We start from the raw sequence: 14113 nt of genomic DNA, 5'->3' as shown, positions 1-14113 counted from the left end.
CCATGCGGTTGATCGCGCTTCTGTTCTGCCCCTTCGCCTTTACCACCGGGGCCTTCGTCTTTTCCGGCGTGCTGCAGCCGATGGCCGCCGCGCTCGGTGTCTCCGTCGCGGCGGTGGCCACGTTGCAATCGGCCTTCGCCATTGCCTGTGCGCTCTGCGGACCGGTGCTGGCGCATCTGACCCGTGCATTGTCGCCGCGGGCGTTGCTGCTGACGGTCCTGGTGCTGCTGACCGTTCTGAACGGCGCCTCGGCGTTGGTGGCGGAGTTCCGGACCCTCTTCGCCCTGCGCCTGCTGGTGGGCGGCGTCGGATCGCTGGCGTTTCCGCTGGCTACTGCGCTGGCCGCTTCCGGATCGGCACCCGAGGCGCGCCCCAAAGCGATCTCCACCGTCTATGCGGGTATCCCCGCCGCGCTGATCGTGGGCATTCCGCTGGGCTCGGTCACCGGCAATGCCTTCGGCTGGCCAGCAAGTTTCGTCTCGACCGCAGCGATCTGCGCCCTGGCGCTCGTCTTGGTCTGGGGCTTCGTGCCAGCCTCGGGGCGGCTGGGGCAGGGGGGCGGCCCGTCCGCACCGCAGTTCGCCAGAGGCATCTTTGCTTATCTCGGCGTGACGCTGATCGCCTCGACCGTGCTGTTTTCGGTGGCGGGGTTGATCGGCCCGATCATCCGCGTCACCACCGGATTTACCGGACCGGGCATCGCGGCAATGCAGTTTCTCGTTGGCCTCAGCGGCCTCGTCGGGGTCCGGCTGGGCGCCGGGATGATCGCGCGGGGCGGCCGCTACAGCCTCGTCCTGCCTTTCGTTATGCTGTTGATCTCGCTCGGCATTTTGGTGTCGCCGTTGACGGGTGGTGTGGTGAGTCCGCTTTCCTTCGCGGCGATGGTCGTCAGCATCGGCACCGGTCCATCCGCCCAATCGGTCACCGGTACGCTGGTGCAGGCGCGGCTGGCCGAGCTGGCCGGCAATGCGACGCTGGCCTTCGCGCTGAACGGGTCGATGATCTATCTCGGTCAGGGTCTTGGCATTCTGATCGGGGCTGCCGCCCTGCAACGCTGGGGGCTGGGCGCGGTGCCGATCAGCGGGCTGGTCCTGATCCTGCCCGGTCTCGCGCTGGCCCTGTTCATCGCCCGACGCTTCTCCAACACCGTCCTACCTAAGGAGGAATGACCATGCCTGACATCGATCTGGAATCCGACCTCGTCGCATTCGAGGCGAAGGTCACCCATCATTATGTCCAGAACGGGGACCTGCACCTGCATTACGCCAGTCTCGGCGCGGGGCCGCTTGTCGTCTTTCTTCACGGGTTTCCCGACCACTGGCTGACCTGGTGGCGGCAGATGGAGAGGCTGTCGCATACCCATCGCTGCGTCGCGCTGGACCTGCGCGGCTATAACTTCAGCGCCCAACCCGATGCGTTGGAGGACTATACACCCGGCGCGCTGGTGGGCGATGTGCTTGCGGTGATAGACGATTGCGGCGCTGAGAAAGCCATCGTCATCGGCCACGATTGGGGCGGGTTCGTCGCCTGGCATACGGCTATGGAGGCGCCCGGGCGGGTCTCGCATCTGGGTATCGTCAACATGCCGCACCCCTGGGCCGTCGCGCGGGAGCTGGCGCGCAACCCGGCGCAGGAGCAGGCCAGTGCCTATGTCCGGCTGTTCCAGCAGCCACAGGCTCATGCCGGCCTGGACATGGAGCGGCTGTCCGCCTGGATCCACGACGCCGCCTTCCGCAGACGCCACGATGCGGCGATGTCGCGGTCCAACCCCAACGGCATGTTGAATTACTACCGAGCCTGTTTTCCCGCCCCGCCTTATGTCGAGCTCAACGAGGCACCGCCTACGGTTCAGGTGCCGACGCTGGTGATCCACGGGCTGGAAGACCCCTATGCGCTGTCGGCTGGGCTGAACGATGTTTGGGCTTGGGTCGGCGATGAGTTGACCATTCGCACCTGGCCCGGCGTCGGCCATTTCGTCCAGCAGGACGCGCCGGAACGGCTGACCGAAAGCCTGCGAGGGTGGATCGCCGGGCAGACGGGATGACCGGGGCCAGCGAGTCGTCCTCTGCCATCTCGATGAGGGTTCCTAACATCGGGCGTAGCACCTCCTGCTTCAGCATCCCGGTGACGGTGCAAAGCGTCTTTCCCGAATTGCAGTGGGTGCCGGGAGCCGAGCTTGACCAGAGCCGGTCGACCTGGGTGCTTATGTACGGCGATCTGTGCGTGGTGTAGCGGGGCCGGCTCTTCGTCGATTTCCTCCACGAGAGCCTGCTCGCAAGGCGCTCTGACTTCATCGGCTGATGGTCACTCCAGCCATGATGCGAACTTGGCTACGGGCGTGGCACTTTCCGTGCCGTTGGATAGGATGGCTTGTTCGGATGCCTGCATCGCGCGTCGGCTTATGAATGGTTTCCGTGCCTTAGGCTTGGGGGAGAAGCGAGTATGATCATAATGTGGAAGCTGCGCTACAGCGTTTCGTCGCCGACGAACGGGAGAACTGGGCCGCTCGCGTGACTTGAGCAGAGAGGGCAGAAAGCACGCGTAAGCGAAAAGAGGACAGCCAGTCCGTTTCACGCCCAGATCCACCGTGAGCTTGGCGGCCGACCACGCTCATCGTAGAATGCGGAGTATGGGGTATGTGACGTCGCTCTTCGCACGAAAGATGGTCGCCGCGGCAGGCGGTGGGGTTGATGCTGCGGCAATGCTGGCCAGCGTCGGGATCTCCCCCGATGACCCATGGGACGCCAGGCAGATGGTTCCGGCCGAGCGCTACTACGACATGCTGGAAAGACTCGCTGATCAGATCGACGTGGCCGACCTGCCGATGCGCACGGGGGCCTCCATGCGGCTTGACGAATACGGTGCGCTTGGGCTGGCCTTCAAGGCGGCAACGACGCTCGGGGCATCCTACGCGCGGGTGGAACGCTATGCGCGTTTGTGGACCAGCGTCGCCGAATACGAGCTGCGGCCGGCGACCGGGGGCACGCTCTTCATCCTGCATCGGGCTGGCGAACGACGCCTCGGGATGCGGTTGTCGAACGAAGCGACCCTTGCGAGCGCCGTGTCCATCGCAAGGCAGGTCTGCCCGGTGCCGCTCGCGCCCGTGGAAGTGCTGGTCCGGCATCCCGCCCCGCGCAGGGTCGCCGCGCACGAGGACTGGTTCGGCTGCCCGGTGCGCTTCGGCGCTGAACTCGACGCGATCCTCTATGCCGACGAGACGCTGGCCCGGCCTAACATCCTCGGGGACGAGGGGATATCGCAATACCTCACCACGCATCTCGACGCGGAACTGTCCGAGATCACCCGGGAACCCGCGCTTGTCACGCAGGCGAAAGCTGCAATCGCCCAGACCCTCAGCGAGGGGGCACCGAAGATGGCCGAAATCGCCCGCAGCCTCGGACTCAGCGTGCGGTCTTTCCACAGGCGCCTCTCCGACCACGGAGTGAACTTTCAGAGCCTCACCGAGGAAACCCGCCGCGACCTCGCCGAAGGGCTCTTGCGGGACGAGAGCCATTCATTGGCCGAAATCTCGTTTCTCACCGGTTTCTCCGACCAGAGCGCCTTTACCCGCGCGTTCAAGCGTTGGGTCGGCTCGACGCCTGCGACCTACCGCAAGGATTTCTCCCACCGCTGACGGGCGCATTGGCGACGTTGGTCAAAAAGCTGGCATCGCCGGTCAAGACCGCGCAGCATCCCCACGCTTATCCCTTGGCTACCGATACCGAAGCCAGGGAGACACCCCATGAGAGACCAAGAGATCCTTGTCATCGGCGCAACCGGCAAGACCGGCCGCCGCGTCGCCAGCCGCCTCGAGGCGCGGGGCATTCCCGTGCGCCGCGGCTCGCGCAGTTCCGCAACGCCCTTCGACTGGGACGCGCCGGAGACCTGGGCGCCGGCCCTGCGCGGGGCCCGCGCGGCCTATGTCACCTACTTCCCCGACCTTGCTTTCCCCGGGGCCGTGGAAAAGCTCGAGTCCCTCTGCGAGACGGCCCGCGACGTGGACGTCGAGCACCTCGTGCTGCTCTCCGGTCGCGGCGAACAGCACGCGCGGCTGGGCGAAGAGGTGGTACGCAATTCCGGCGTCGACTTCACCATCGTCCGGGCCGCCTGGTTCGCTCAGAACTTCTCCGAAGGCTACCTGCGCGATCCGGTCGTGGCCGGTGTCCTTCCGATGCCCGGCGGCGATGTCGCCGAGCCCATCATCGACATCGACGACATTGCCGACGTCGCCGTCGCGGCGCTGACCGAAGAAGGGCACAGGGGCGAACTCTACGAGGTGACAGGCCCGCGGCTGATGTCCTTCGCAGATATGGCGGGTGAACTCTCGCGGGCCACCGGGCGAGAGATCCGGCATATCCCGATCAGCTTCGAGGCGTTCCACGCGAACATCGCCGAGGCTGGCGGCGCCTTCGTCGCCGACGTCTTCACCGCCATCGCGCGCGAAACGCTGGACGGTCGCAATGCCCACACCACGGACGGCGTGATGCGCGCGCTCGGCCGCGGCCCCCGCGACTTTTCGGACTTCGCCATCACCACCGCTCGCACCGGCGCCTGGACAAGCGCCGCCTGATACCACCCCATGGAAAGGAGCATGACATGAGACCCACCCTGTTCGAGAAGATCGCGCTCGGTCTCTCCGGCCTCACTGCGCTCATCATCGGCGCCTCTATCCTGTTCGCGCCGCACGCCTTCTACGCCGGCTACGACATCACGCTCGGCGAAGACGCAAACCTGCTGAGCGAATTGCGCGCACCCGGAGCCGGTCTCGCGGGTTTCGGCCTTCTGATGCTACTCGGCATCTGGCGGCACGCGATCCTGCCCGTCGCCGTGGCAGTAGCCCTGACGGTCTTCATCGCCTTTCCGGTCGGGCGGCTGGTCGGGCTTGCGGTGGACGGGGTGCCGTCCGGCAGCGTCATCGGCGCCCTTGCCGTGGAACTGATCATCGCCGCGCTCTGCCTTGCGGCCTTCCGCCGGCGCCTTTGGCAGTCGGCGCCCGACCTCTCTATGGCGCAGCCCACGCGCTGAGTCTGTCGCGGCGGCTTTCCTGCCGCCGCCCCAATCGAAGGAACCCTTCCCCATGTCCGCCGTTCTCTTCTATCTCGCCCACCTTGCCGTCCTCGCCTATGCGCTGGTTGGCGGCGTCTTTCTCGCCTTCTCGGATTTCATCATGCGCGCCCTGTCCTTGACCAGCGGCCAAGGAGGCGCCGAGGCGATGCAGGCCATCAATATTGAGGTGTTCCGCTGGGTCTTCATGGTGCTCTTCCTCGGGCTGGTGCCGGTATCCCTGCTGATTGTGGTCTATGGCGCGATGGTCGTCGAGCACGGCCCGGGAACCGTGATGATACTGGCGGGCCTGACGTATTTCGTCGGATGCTTCGGGGTAACGGCGGTCTTCAACGTGCCGATGAATGAAACCTTGGCGGGCATGGAGGCTGCCGCGGATGCGACGCTGGACTACTGGACCGGCACCTATCTGCCCCGCTGGAGCTTCTGGAATACGGTGCGTACCGTCGCCTGTGGACTGTCCGCAGCCCTGCTGCTGTTCTCGCTTGCCTGGTCGGCGCAGTCGCAGGCGGCTTGAAAGCCTGAGCGGCATCCGGGCATCGGCCTGCGCAACGAAGCAAAGCTGGCCCCTGTCCGTCGGCATGTTCGCTCACGACCTACGGCTCCCATGGAAGGGGGCAGCAATGAAGAGAGAGGATCATACTCATGGGTGAACCACGTTACCGCCGAGCAACCACAGCGGACTTGGGGGCGATTGTCGCAATGCTGGCCGATGACGTGCTTGGTGCGTCGCGGGAAAACGCTTCGCCAGCCGTGGACGAACTCTACCGGGCTGCATTTGCGGCGATTGATGCCGACCCGAACCAGTTTCTTTGTGTGGTCGAGGATGGGCAGCAGATTGTCGGAACCTTGCAACTCACCTTTATCCCGGGTCTCTCCCGCAATGGCGCCAAGCGAGGACAGATCGAGGGGGTGCGGATCGCGAGCGATCGTCGGGGTGGCAAGCTTGGTGAAGCAATGTTTGCCTGGGCGATCAACGAATGCCGGGCACAGGGGTGTTCGTTGGTTCAGCTCACCACGGACAAGGCCCGACCAGACGCCCATCGCTTCTATGACCGTCTGGGTTTCGAACCGACCCATATCGGCTACAAGCTAAAGATCTGAGGGAGGGCAGCCTGCAAGACTTGATCACATGTGCCCTTCCCCCCCCCCCCGAGCAAGCGCCATCACAGGAAATCCGGTTGGATCAGCGTCAGCAAGGAAACGGCGAACAGCGCCAGCGTCACCTTCAGCAGGGGGCGTGTGCTTTCCCCGGCAAGGCCCATGGCAACGAGGAGCGGGCCCACCTGGTACGGGAAGAGAACGCCGAGTTTGTGACCTTCCGGCGTCAGAGCGCGATGACGCCGGGAGGGTGGCGCCATCGCGCGTGATCAGGGCTCAGCGGCTCTGGAAATAGTTCAGCGGAACCTTCAGATATGATCGCCCGTTGCTCTCGGTCTCAGGCAGTTGGCCGCCACGGATATTTACCTGAAGCGCCGCCAGCATGAGCTTGGGCAACGGCAGGGTCGCATCACGGGCATCGCGGACCGCGCGGTATTCAGTCCGCGACGGCGCGCCCTTCCAGTGAATGTTCGCCGCGCGGTGTTCGGCCACCGTGGCCTCGCATTGCGCCTCCCGGCCCGGCGCGTAATCATGTCCGACAAAGAGCCGGGTCTCCTCGGGCAGGGCAAGGATCGCCGAAATGCTGTCATAGAGCGCATCGGCGTCACCGCCCGGGAAATCCGCCCGGGACGAGCCGCTGTCCGGCATCATCAGCGTGTCATGGACAAAGGCCGCATCCCCCGCGACATAGGTGACGGAGGCCAGCGTATGCCCCGGCGAGAACATGACCTTTACCGGCACCTTGCCCACCATGAACGCATCCCCGTCTGACCAGAGCTGGTCCCACTGGCTGCCATCCGTCGCAAAGTCAGCGGGCAGGTTGTAGATCCCCTGCCAGAGCTTCTGCACGCCGGTCACCTTCTCTCCGATTGCCGTGGGGGCTCCGGTCTGCTGCTTCAGCCAGGCCGCGGCCGAAAAGTGGTCGGCATGGGGGTGCGTGTCGAGGATCCAGACCAGCTCGATCCCCGTCTCGCGGACGTAGTCCAGAAGGCGTTCGGCATTGGCGGTCGAGGTCGCCCCGGCCAGCGGATCGAAATCCAGCACCGGGTCGACGATGGCGCCCTTCATGGTCTCGGGGTCATGGAAAACATATTGCCAGCTTCCGGTGGCCTGATCCCAGATGGATTTCACGATGGGAGTGTTCATTTCCGGTCTCCTTTGTCCGCAGTTGCAACCCGGTTGGGCGAAGCCGCCCCATGACGGCGTCCCGTTCCCTGTCTCAGCTTCGGCTGGCCTTCATCATCCAGAGTTCCTTCTCGTGCCATTCCAGCCGGTCGGTCAGCATACCCGCGCTGACCTCGTCACCGGCTTTCCCGGCGGTTTCGATGGCATCGCGCAACGTGGTGGCAAGGGCCTCGTGCCCGGCGATGAGCTTGCTCAGCATGTCATCCGCCGATTGCGCGGGCGCCTCTTCAGCCGGGGCATGCGCCATCAGTTGGGCCACGCTCCCCGGGGCGGGCGCGCCCTGGATCCGGATACGCTCGGCGATCTCGTCGAGCGCGGACCAGAGGTTTTGGTACTGCGCCTCGAAGAGCTCGTGCAACTGGCGAAAGGTCGGCCCGGTGACGTTCCAATGATAGCCATGGGTCTGGACATAGAGGCGAAAGGTCTGGCCCAACACGGCATTCAGGGCGGTAATATTGGCTTTGTTCGGGGTGGTCATGGCTGTGTTTCCTCTTGAAATGTGGCGGGGTGGGTCGGTGGGCCGAGGAAGGCCCACCGGGACGTTTCAGAGCGCGCGGGTCGAGAAATACCAATCAACCGTGTTGTAACCCTCGTTGGCGCGGGCCTGCGCCTCTTCCGGGGTGGCGGGGGTTGGCACGATCACCTCGTCGCCCGGTTTCCAGTTCTCGGGCATGGCGCAGCTGTTTTCGTCGGCGGTCTGAAGCGCGACCAGCAGGCGGTGGATCTCGTCGACCGAGCGGCCCGCGTTCATCGGGTAATAGAGCATGGCCCGCAGTACGCCGTCGGGGTCGATGATGAAGGTGGCGCGGACGGCGGCGGTATCGGAGGCGCCCGGCTGGATCATGCCATAGGATTGGGCCACTTTCATGTTGAGGTCGGCGATGATGGGGAACTTGATGTCGACCCCGAACTTCTCCTTGATATTCAGCATCCAGGCGATGTGGCTGTAATGGCTGTCGATCGAGAGGCCCAGCAGTTCCGTATCCCGTGCGGCGAAATCATCCTGCCGTTTGGCAAAGGCGATGAATTCCGTGGTGCAGACCGGGGTGAAGTCGGCCGGGTGCGAGAACAGGATCAGCCATTTGCCACGGTAGTCTTCAAGGGTCTTGCGGCCGTGTGTGGTGGGCGCGTCAAAGGCCGGGGCGGCCTCGTTGAGGCGGGGTCCGACGGGACGGGTGTCTTCGGTCATTGTTGCAATCCTTCTCATCAACGTTTCGATGAGGAAGAAATATGGCCTCGACACTCATTTGAGAAATCAGAAGTATGGCTCTCAGTGATAGAGGAAATCTATATATGATCACCCTGCGCCAGCTTCGGTTCCTCACCGCCGTCGAAGAGACGTTGAACTTCTCCCGCGCGGCCGAACTGTGTTTCGTGACGCAGCCGACCCTCAGCGCCGGCATCAAGGAGTTGGAAGACCGCCTGGGCGTCCAGTTGATCGAGCGTACCCGGCGCAGCGTGATGCTGACTCCCCTGGGTCGGGACGTCGCCGCGCGCGGTCGGCAGATGCTGCTGGAGGCAGAAGAGATCGAGACCCTTGCCCGGGCGTCCCGGAATCCTTTCGAGGGCGACCTGAAACTGGGCTCCATCCCGACGATCGGCCCCTATCTGTTGCCGCGCCTCCTGCCCGCGATCCGGGAACGCTTTCCTGGATTGCGGCTCTTTCTGCGCGAAGAGATGACCGAAAGCCTGATCGAGGGCCTGAATGCGGGTCGGCTTGACCTTATTCTGATCGCCTTGCCCTTCGAGACCGGATCGCTCGAGGTGATGGAACTGTTCGAGGACGGCTATCAACTGGCCTCTCCGGCGGGCTGGCCGCCGCCCAGCGGGGCGGAGGCCCTCGCCGAAAGCGGCCAGCTCATGCTGCTTGAGAAGGGTCACTGTTTGCAGAGACATGCATTGGCAGCCTACCCGGGGCGACTGCTAACAGACGAGGACAGCTTCGCGGCCACCAGCCTCACAACTCTGATTGCCATGGTCTCGGAAGGGTTGGGCATAACCCTGCTGCCCAACCTTGCGGTCAGCGCCGGCGTGGTGGGCCGGGCGGAGGTGCAGCTGACGCCGCTGCCCGATGCCTGCCCACGTCACGTGGCGCTGGCCTGGCGGCCCGGTTCGGCACGCAGCGCGCTGTTCCGGGCACTGGGGGAGCTTCTGAGACCGGCTTCACCTTGATCGAAGAACACCCTGCGAAAGGCGGTGTTGGGGTCACATAGCTCGAGCTTTGCCCATGAAGGGCTGCCCGTTCCCGCACAGCGGTCGTTCACCCCCTGAAAATGTTGCGGGATGCTCGAATGGCAGGTCTGGTGAAGCTGCGGTGCGGCACCTGACGCCATGGCCGAGGTTCGTAAAAGGCCGTTTTCGCTGGCCAGACCGGCCTCCATTGATCGTGCTCCCGCAACGAGCCGCACATAATTCAACAAGTTAACTTATCGGCCTGATCCACGACTGCAGCGTCAGACGAACGATCAAGAAATATTTCTTCTTCGTGCTCAGACAAGTTGGCCAATCTTGACATCGACGGGGTCGGCAGGGAGCCGGTTCTGCAACAATAGTGCCGTCCGCTTGCGGTGTGTCAAAGCGGCTGCGCGGTTGGTTTGATGAGGAGGGAGGTAGCAACAGGAGGCAGTTCTCAATGCTGCCGTGTGCCGCGGCGGGGGCGCCATGATGGCGCCGTTCCGGCCGGGCAGCGTCAATGCGCAAAAACAGAGTCATGCGGCAGGGTGACGCACCATTTTCCGTGGCAAGAACATCAAACGCAAATTCCGGGAACAGGCCGGTGGACACTCCCTTCTGGAGGCTTCGGCCGTAAGCAACCCTCGTTAACCGGAGACCATTCCAATGACCCAAATCACGTCTGAACCTTTCGCGACACTTGCGAAACTGCGCGACAAATACGTCAAGACATCGCGCGACAGCATCCTTCAGCAACATATCGACCGCTTGCTGCAGCGTGACGCCGAGGGCAATCCCTTGGCAAAGCCAGTGACCTTCACTGCGACCGGAGATACGCATGGCATCGCGCTTGTCGAAGGCGCAGGGGGGGGCAAGACCTCGCTCGTGCACCATGTGCTGAAAAATCATCCGGCTCTGCAGAGCGACGACCCGGAGAGCATGCCTTGGATTGGCGTGAGCGTGCCGAGCCCTGCGACCTTGAAGAGCCTCGGTTTGGAAATTCTTCACCAATCTGGCTACCCGGAAGTGTCCACGAAGAAAAAGGAATGGGATATCTGGCGGCTTGTCCGTTTCCGTTTGCAGCAGCTTGGCACTGTCGTTTTATGGGTCGATGAGGCGCACGATCTCTTCAGGGCCGGCAAGGGAATCGAAGATATCCTCAAAATGCTGAAATCGGTCATGCAGGGGGAGGGGGCGGTCATCCTGATCCTGAGCGGGGTCGAAACACTTTGGCAGATGGCCTCGTACGACGATCAGGTCAAGCGGCGTTATTCGAAGGTCACCCTGCCAGCCATTTCTGCCACCACACACGAGAAGATGTTACGGGGTTTCATCAACGGGTACTGCGAGCAAGCGGGTATCGCGCCGCCCGCAGAAGCCGACATCATCGACCGACTTGTCTATGCGAGTCGCGGTCGTTTCGGACGCTGTATCGAAAACATCATTGCTGCCCTGGAGGAGGCGCTTCGACATGGGGAGGGCCAGCTTACCGCGCAGCACTTCGCGAAAGCCTGGGCGGTGCAGGAGGGGGGCGTTCCGGGCAACAACGTCTTCCTGTCTCCCCGGTGGGCCAGCATCGACCTCGCAAAACTTCACATAGCTGCTTGAGGGAGACGTTCAATGACTGTGCTCACTCCTTACTTGGCCTATGATCCCGCCGAGTCTCCATTGAGCTTCGCCGCTCGCCTGGCTGCGTACCACACCGGCGGTCGGACTGGGCCGTTCCTGTCGGATATCGGTATTAAACCTTCAGATCTGAACCTCGGGAAGGCGGAAGCCATCCAGCGCCTGGCCGATCGGTCCGGTGTTGCCGTCGAGGCTCTCGCGGCCAATGGCCCACGAGGCCTCGGCCACCGTGGCTATGATCTGCGCGGTGAATTGGTTTCGTCGGAGTTCCTTGCTTCTCCGCACACCGTGTTCTGCCCTGCGTGCTTGGTTGATGATGATCGTGCATCCGGGGGCCTGGCGCAGTTTCGTCGCCATCGGTGGTACTGGCAAGTGCGTCCGGTTCGGACCTGCGATGTGCATGGACTTCCGCTGATGAGCCGGAAAGCTGGATTTTCCGGGGATCGGTTTCATGAGCTTGCCATCATCGTGCCCGAAGTCGGCGGCGCTCTTGAAGACCTGGTGCCCAAACAGGACCCGCGCCCGGTTTCGCCGCTGCAGCACTATGTTCTGGCAAGGCTCGATGGGGCGGCAGGCCCTGCATGGCTTGATGGAGAGGGGCTTGAGCAGAGCGTTCGTGCCAGCGAGATGCTCGGAGTCCTCATGGCATACGGGACAACACCGAACCTGGACAAATTCACCGAGGATGATTGGGATCATGCCGGCGCTGTGGGATTTGGCTACACGTCGCAAGGAGAAGCCGGCATTCGGCAGGCGCTGAGCGAGGTTCAGCAAGCTTTCAAATACAACGGAAGAAACCCCGGCGCGCAAGCGGTTTTCGGGCGCCTGTATCAGTGGCTGAGGAATTCAAAATCGAGGAAGGATGTCGGTGATATCAAGCGGATCGTTCGGGAGCATATTCTCGACACGATGGAAGTCCCGACCGGTGGTGTAGTTCTGGGTGAAAAACTTTTAGAGCGCCGTCTTTATTCCTGTGCATCGCTTGCCCGTGCAACCGCGGTTGATCCCCGTACTTTGCGCGGAATGCTCATCGCGAAAGGGCTGCTGCCGAAGGATGAATCGCAGGGCGCTCATCACGTCTTTGCCGCCGCGCGGGGCCTTGAGATCGCCCGGTCCATGCGCCGACTGGTGCCGGTCACCAAGCTTCCAGACGCCCTTGGCTCTACACGCCCATTGGTAGATCAGCTTCTTTCCGATCGCATTTTGACACCGATCGTGTCCGAACTCTCGCATGCTCCCGGCCGCACAAAAAAGGGCGTCGACACTGCTGAAATCTCGCGGCTTCTGGATCGGATCCAGTCTGCGGCAAGTCCTGCCGGAAAGCCACGAGAAAGCATGGTCGATCTCGCGACCGCCGCGATGAAGTCGAATGCGCCCGCTGTGGAGATCGTGCACCTGATCCTGGGTGGTTTTCTTTCGAATGTCGTTCGTCTTGACGGTAAAGCTGGGTTCGAGGGAATCCGCGTTGATCCTGCCGAAACCAAATCACTCGTTTCCGAGGTCATGGTCGGGCTTTCTCCGGCGGAGGCCTTCGCGCGCATTCGCGTTCCGGTCCTCTCAGGATGGGAACTGGTGGAGGATTCTGTTCTGCGCACGATCGAAATATACCCAAAGCGAGGCGATCACGTGATCCATCGTTTCCGACCTGATGACATCGATGCATTCCTGGCGGAGTTCACGACCGAAGCGTGGATTGGAAATGCCCTGAGGATGAGCTTGGATGCTCTGAAGCTGGAGATGAAGGCCGCCAGAGTGAAGCCTTTCCTGCGAAAAAGTGACATCGGCATCCGGATCTTCCGGCGGCGCGATCTCCCGGCGCGCTACCAAGTATAGTTTGACAGGAAGCAGGTAAAATCGCGTGTGCGGCCGCCCTTCAGGGCGGCCGTTTTTTTGCGCCGTTGTCGGGCGCATTTTTTTGGCGAATTTCGATAGCCAAAATTAACTTGTCAAATGGCCGGTCTTGCCGCCGCGAGCAGATATGAGGTTAATGAAATCAATGACTTATGATTTGTCAGTAGCCAAAATTAGCTTGCAGTCATATCTATAGTAGATGTGTTCTGACTACCAATTAATGGCCATCGGCGGGGTTGAAATGGCCATTTCGCAATCAAAAGAAGCCCATTGAGCGAATTAGCCCGGATTTCGGCGGTTTTTTCCGAGCCGATGTCCGGGCGGTTTGAATCCCTACCAGAGAAGTAGGTCTGTTGGCGTTGCGCGCAAAACGGCATCGGGATTTTTGTCGGATTTTTCGGCGGAATGACTGATCGAGGCGAGCAGCCTTGCAGACGGGATCGAGTGGCGTCGAATCCATGATCCGGAATCAGTGGCGAGCGCCGTGCTCGCTGATCCGCCGGGCTGGCGCAATTCTGGCACCAGGTGGAATAGAAACAGGGGAGGGCGATGTCCGATACCTGTGTAGGGGCTCGTCCGTTTGCCCGGTGCATCAGGGTCGGTGTAGAGTAGAAAAAAGCCGCGGTCGGGCTGACCGCGGCTCACGCAAGGATATCAAGGGCTTTATCTGAACGCGGCAAGAAGCTCGCTGATGCGCGCGCCATACCACCTAACGGCGGCGTCGACGCAATAGCCCTTTCGGATGCTCAGATCCTGGAAGTCCATGGTGATCCGGGCCGCAAGGGCGGCGTGGATCGTCTGAAACGCCCCCAGGACAAGGGATACGTCGGGAAGCGCGGAGTCGAACTGGCCGTGCAGGTCGCAGAGCGAGTCGAAGGCGATCTCGTCGGCCAGCAGGCCGAGAAGATCACAGAGCCCGGCGCCGTGCCGGCGGTAGAAGTCGAGGGCGGTGAAGGCCGCTTCGCAACCTGCATCAGCCTCATCGGTGACGGGTGTCGTGGTGGTGAGCATTTTGGGATCTCCCGACATCCAGCCTGCGGCGGTGGCCGCACGTTTCTCGCTGGTGTCAAATGGGGTGGTGCCGGGAGTGCGGTGTGGTGTGATCCTGAGTCTG

Annotated in this window: 15 protein-coding genes; 11 read left to right on the top strand and 4 right to left on the bottom strand. The window is 62.6% G+C overall.

Going from position 1 to position 14113, the window contains the following annotated elements; genetic code table 11:
• Positions 1-2: 2 nt before the first annotated feature.
• The 8 genes from ABWV23_RS20800 to ABWV23_RS20765 all read left to right on the top strand — a co-directional run bounded on the left by ABWV23_RS20800 (position 3) and on the right by ABWV23_RS20765 (position 6168).
• Positions 3-1169, top strand: a complete 1167-nt coding sequence (locus tag ABWV23_RS20800; protein ID WP_353351324.1) for an MFS transporter — start codon at positions 3-5, stop codon at positions 1167-1169.
• Between the two features lie 2 nt (positions 1170-1171).
• Positions 1172-2044 (top strand): alpha/beta fold hydrolase, encoded by an 873-nt coding sequence (locus ABWV23_RS20795; RefSeq protein ID WP_353351322.1) that lies wholly within the window; start codon positions 1172-1174, stop codon positions 2042-2044.
• Between the two features lie 32 nt (positions 2045-2076).
• On the top strand, positions 2077-2232 hold the full coding sequence (locus ABWV23_RS20790; protein WP_353351320.1) for a hypothetical protein: 156 nt from the start codon (positions 2077-2079) through the stop codon (positions 2230-2232).
• Between the two features lie 388 nt (positions 2233-2620).
• Positions 2621-3634, top strand: a complete 1014-nt coding sequence (locus ABWV23_RS20785; RefSeq protein WP_353351356.1) for an AraC family transcriptional regulator — start codon at positions 2621-2623, stop codon at positions 3632-3634.
• Between the two features lie 108 nt (positions 3635-3742).
• Positions 3743-4570 (top strand): NAD(P)H-binding protein, encoded by an 828-nt coding sequence (locus ABWV23_RS20780; protein ID WP_353351318.1) that lies wholly within the window; start codon positions 3743-3745, stop codon positions 4568-4570.
• Between the two features lie 26 nt (positions 4571-4596).
• Positions 4597-5025, top strand: a complete 429-nt coding sequence (locus ABWV23_RS20775; protein ID WP_353351316.1) for a DUF4345 domain-containing protein — start codon at positions 4597-4599, stop codon at positions 5023-5025.
• A 52-nt stretch (positions 5026-5077) separates the two neighbouring features.
• A complete protein-coding gene (locus tag ABWV23_RS20770; protein ID WP_353351314.1) occupies positions 5078-5581 on the top strand; it encodes an anthrone oxygenase family protein in 504 nt (167 codons plus the stop codon).
• Positions 5582-5709: 128 nt separating this feature from the next.
• Positions 5710-6168 carry a GNAT family N-acetyltransferase gene (locus ABWV23_RS20765; protein ID WP_353351312.1) on the top strand — a complete coding sequence of 153 codons (459 nt, stop codon included), beginning with the start codon at positions 5710-5712 and terminating at the stop codon, positions 6166-6168.
• 273 nt (positions 6169-6441) lie between these two features.
• On the opposite strand, the gene ABWV23_RS20760 is transcribed toward ABWV23_RS20765, so the two are convergent.
• The 3 genes from ABWV23_RS20760 to ABWV23_RS20750 form a co-directional block, all read right to left on the bottom strand.
• The gene (locus ABWV23_RS20760; protein ID WP_353351310.1) at positions 6442-7311 is read right to left on the bottom strand and encodes an MBL fold metallo-hydrolase; all 870 of its coding nucleotides are present in this window, start codon (positions 7309-7311) and stop codon (positions 6442-6444) included.
• 73 nt (positions 7312-7384) lie between these two features.
• A complete protein-coding gene (locus ABWV23_RS20755) occupies positions 7385-7828 on the bottom strand; it encodes a Dps family protein (protein ID WP_353351308.1) in 444 nt (147 codons plus the stop codon).
• A 66-nt stretch (positions 7829-7894) separates the two neighbouring features.
• On the bottom strand, positions 7895-8539 hold the full coding sequence (locus ABWV23_RS20750; RefSeq protein ID WP_353351306.1) for a peroxiredoxin: 645 nt from the start codon (positions 8537-8539) through the stop codon (positions 7895-7897).
• Between the two features lie 104 nt (positions 8540-8643).
• Here ABWV23_RS20750 and ABWV23_RS20745 point away from each other — a divergent pair, with 104 nt between their 5' ends.
• The 3 genes from ABWV23_RS20745 to ABWV23_RS20735 all read left to right on the top strand — a co-directional run bounded on the left by ABWV23_RS20745 (position 8644) and on the right by ABWV23_RS20735 (position 12981).
• A complete protein-coding gene (locus tag ABWV23_RS20745) occupies positions 8644-9522 on the top strand; it encodes a hydrogen peroxide-inducible genes activator (RefSeq protein ID WP_353351304.1) in 879 nt (292 codons plus the stop codon).
• Between the two features lie 666 nt (positions 9523-10188).
• Positions 10189-11130: a TniB family NTP-binding protein gene (locus ABWV23_RS20740; RefSeq protein ID WP_353351302.1), complete on the top strand. Its 942-nt coding sequence runs from the start codon at positions 10189-10191 to the stop codon at positions 11128-11130.
• Between the two features lie 12 nt (positions 11131-11142).
• Positions 11143-12981, top strand: a complete 1839-nt coding sequence (locus ABWV23_RS20735; protein ID WP_353351300.1) for a TniQ family protein — start codon at positions 11143-11145, stop codon at positions 12979-12981.
• A gap of 681 nt (positions 12982-13662) precedes the next feature.
• Here the strand turns inward: ABWV23_RS20735 and ABWV23_RS20730 are convergent.
• Positions 13663-14010 carry a hypothetical protein gene (locus ABWV23_RS20730; protein WP_353351298.1) on the bottom strand — a complete coding sequence of 116 codons (348 nt, stop codon included), beginning with the start codon at positions 14008-14010 and terminating at the stop codon, positions 13663-13665.
• Between the last annotated feature and the right edge of the window lie 103 nt (positions 14011-14113).

It is taken from the genome of Aquicoccus sp. SU-CL01552 (assembly GCF_040365005.1).
GTDB lineage: Bacteria > Pseudomonadota > Alphaproteobacteria > Rhodobacterales > Rhodobacteraceae > Antarcticimicrobium.
The sequence above is the reverse complement of the archived record's forward strand: the minus strand, read 5'-3'. Positions and strand labels throughout refer to the sequence as shown.

Coding starts and splice junctions, on each gene's coding strand:
- ABWV23_RS20800 (WP_353351324.1), top strand. CDS start 3: ATGCGGTTGATCGCGCTTCTGTTCTGCCCCTTCGCCTTTACCACCGGG.
- ABWV23_RS20795 (WP_353351322.1), top strand. CDS start 1,172: ATGCCTGACATCGATCTGGAATCCGACCTCGTCGCATTCGAGGCGAAG.
- ABWV23_RS20790 (WP_353351320.1), top strand. CDS start 2,077: ATGAGGGTTCCTAACATCGGGCGTAGCACCTCCTGCTTCAGCATCCCG.
- ABWV23_RS20785 (WP_353351356.1), top strand. CDS start 2,621: ATGCGGAGTATGGGGTATGTGACGTCGCTCTTCGCACGAAAGATGGTC.
- ABWV23_RS20780 (WP_353351318.1), top strand. CDS start 3,743: ATGAGAGACCAAGAGATCCTTGTCATCGGCGCAACCGGCAAGACCGGC.
- ABWV23_RS20775 (WP_353351316.1), top strand. CDS start 4,597: ATGAGACCCACCCTGTTCGAGAAGATCGCGCTCGGTCTCTCCGGCCTC.
- ABWV23_RS20770 (WP_353351314.1), top strand. CDS start 5,078: ATGTCCGCCGTTCTCTTCTATCTCGCCCACCTTGCCGTCCTCGCCTAT.
- ABWV23_RS20765 (WP_353351312.1), top strand. CDS start 5,710: ATGGGTGAACCACGTTACCGCCGAGCAACCACAGCGGACTTGGGGGCG.
- ABWV23_RS20760 (WP_353351310.1), bottom strand. CDS start 7,311: ATGAACACTCCCATCGTGAAATCCATCTGGGATCAGGCCACCGGAAGC.
- ABWV23_RS20755 (WP_353351308.1), bottom strand. CDS start 7,828: ATGACCACCCCGAACAAAGCCAATATTACCGCCCTGAATGCCGTGTTG.
- ABWV23_RS20750 (WP_353351306.1), bottom strand. CDS start 8,539: ATGACCGAAGACACCCGTCCCGTCGGACCCCGCCTCAACGAGGCCGCC.
- ABWV23_RS20745 (WP_353351304.1), top strand. CDS start 8,644: ATGATCACCCTGCGCCAGCTTCGGTTCCTCACCGCCGTCGAAGAGACG.
- ABWV23_RS20740 (WP_353351302.1), top strand. CDS start 10,189: ATGACCCAAATCACGTCTGAACCTTTCGCGACACTTGCGAAACTGCGC.
- ABWV23_RS20735 (WP_353351300.1), top strand. CDS start 11,143: ATGACTGTGCTCACTCCTTACTTGGCCTATGATCCCGCCGAGTCTCCA.
- ABWV23_RS20730 (WP_353351298.1), bottom strand. CDS start 14,010: ATGCTCACCACCACGACACCCGTCACCGATGAGGCTGATGCAGGTTGC.